Genomic DNA, 2,565 nt, shown 5'->3' with positions numbered 1-2,565 from the left:
CAGTCGAACTGCCATCGCTTGCGATGAGGTGCGAAGGCGCCGTCGCGGTCGAGCTGCCATCGCTGGTGCTATCGCCGGTGGCGGCGCTGGTGCTATCGCCGGTGGCGGCATGGGAAGGGGCGGCAGTCGAGCTGCCATCGCTCGTGGTGGCGCCGGCGGCGGTCGCAGTCGAACTGCCATCGCTTGCGATGAGGTGCGAAGGCGCCGTCGCGGTCGAGCTGCCATCGCTGGTGCTATCGCCGGTGGCGGCATGGGAAGGCGCGGTCGCAGTCGAGCTGCTATCGCCGGTTGCGGCATGGGAAGGCGCAGTCACAGTCGAGCTGCTATCGCTGGTGGCGGCGTCGGACGCGGGCGCAGCAGCACTGCTGTCGCTGCTGGTGGTGTCTGAGGCCGCAGCGGTAGTGGTGTTGTGTTCCCGGAAAACGGCTTGCAGTTCCGAGGAGCTTTCAAGCGCGGTATCGCCGTTCTGCGTTCCCCACTTGTAGGTATAGTCGAAGGCGGGTGACGGAACCAGCTTGGCCCAATGATCCATCATGGTTTGCATCTGTTCGGTGGTGGGCATGACCTGTCTGCCGCCATCGGAAGTCTCCCAATTGCCGCCGCCAAAGGCCTGGAAGACCGGAACGATGTTGCTGATCGGGATGCCCGACTTCACCGCTGCAGCCACGGCTCGGTCGATCATGTCGTAGTCGACCGTGTCCGTTCCCGTGCGCACCGGATAGGGGTCTATTCCAAAATAGTCGATATGCGTGTTGGCCGGATTGTAGGTGTTGGTAAAATCCGGATTGGTAGGGGATCCCATATTCATCATGGTGACGAAGGTCTTGGCGCCTGGAAAATGCTCATGGATCCAGTCGGATTCCGCTTTCAGGTTCTCGGCGGTTGCATAGGTGCCCCACCTGCCCGTGGGATCGGGCTCGTCAACCAGATAGAATCCGAACACATTCGGATTGCCGAGGAAGGGGGTCATTTTCTCGATGAAGGATGAAGTTACGCCCTCGTGCTCGTTGAGGTACACCAGACCCTTCATGCCGTCCGGCAACGCGTCGACTTGCGAAGCGTACTGAACGTCAGCCAGATTGAAGCCGGCAGTTGCGATTTCGGTGGCGGATCCACCCGACGTATAATGCAGAGTTGCCATCCAATATTCCTTTTTCTGATTTCGAATAGCGCCCGGCGTCTACCTACAGACGGCGTATATTAGCGCCAAATCACATACAGACACCCGTCGATAGAATCATTGACCGTTTGTAGGAATGCTGCACGGATTGTGACTTATTTTGACAGCAGCGACTTAGGACAAGATGCTTATTGTCTTCTGATGTCAGAATGATGCCAGAATTGCGACTTTATTTTGAAGGCGCTGTAGTTTTTGAAGTTCCTCGATATTTTTATAATGGCTATACATTTATAGATTTTAATGCGTTAGACGTCAACTTTCGTACGGAAATTCAAAATGACGTTAACCTCTGACTCCGGGCCCCTCCACAGTTTCACTGCCCAACCAATTAGCTGTGGACAATTCGTAGGCATCTGCGCGCTCGTCACCTGGTATCGGTCGGCAGATCTCCGTGATCGAGATCAAATCAATTTAGGAAACCGCCCAAAAGGTGAGAGTAGGGCGGTTCCCAGCTGGAGAGCCTGAGGGCCTTGGCCGCCTGAGCACCGTCATGTGTCCGCCGCTCCGCTAAACACGGGGGCTGCGCGGCGGACACGCCGACGTCAACGCAATGCCACGCCATTTTGCTGAACTTGACGCACACAACTCGAACCCGCTGGGTGACGAAGGTTGAGCATCAGCCAGAAATGGGCATCCCGCTTTGGAAAAATCCGGTGCTTGAACAAAGATAAAGCGGCGGACCGTCTCGAATTGAAGGTCCGCCGTTCCGGGTCGTTCAGATCACAAGGAACGAACCTGCCGTAAGCGACAGACCTGGAGAGAGAGTGGCGAACTGTATTTGAGCTGCGCCGCCGATGCCGTCGCTGTCGAAAGAGAGCGCTCCGGTTGAGCTGTTGTAGATTATATGGTCGGAGCTGTCATGCGCAGCCGTGCCAGCAAAGAAAGCATCGGATGAAAGGCCACCCAGCTTAAGCCCGGCAAAAACGGCGTCGTCGAGCTGGATCTTGTCCTGGAGCTTGTTGAAGTCGGTGACCTTGTCGATATTGCCGGGTCCAAGGGCGCTGTTGAACACGAATGCATCGTTGCCTCCGTTACCGGTCAAGATGTCAGCACCGCCGCCACCACTGATGACATTGGCGCCGGCATTGCCTTGGATGGTTTGGGCAAAGGCGTTGCCGGTCAGGTTGATTGCAGACGTACCGGACGGGCTGGTGGTGGCGAGAAGCTCGATCTGTGAACTGGCCGAAAGCGCATGGCTCACAGCAGCGAACACCCTGTCGGTACCGCCGCCGACCGCCTCATAAACTCTGTCGCCGGCATTGTCCACATAGTAGGTGTCATTGCCGCCATAGCCGACCATCGTATCGGCGCCACCGCCGCCATTAATGACATTGGCGCCGGCGTTACCCCCGATGCTCTGGGCGAACTCATTGCCGGTGAGGTTG

The 2,565-nt window shown here is 57.3% G+C and carries 2 pseudogenes; both read right to left on the bottom strand.

Annotated elements, in window-relative coordinates:
• Window positions 1-1,042: pseudogene (locus tag NKH99_RS32515) on the bottom strand (hypothetical protein); the annotation flags it as partial.
• An 853-nt stretch (window positions 1,043-1,895) separates the two neighbouring features.
• Window positions 1,896-2,565, bottom strand: a pseudogene (locus tag NKH99_RS32510) (calcium-binding protein); the annotation flags it as partial.

This window comes from Mesorhizobium sp. M0854 (assembly GCF_040319815.1).
Taxonomy (GTDB): Bacteria; Pseudomonadota; Alphaproteobacteria; order Rhizobiales; family Rhizobiaceae; genus Mesorhizobium.
Note: the sequence above shows the minus strand (reverse complement) of the source record. Positions and strands in the feature narration are given on the sequence as shown.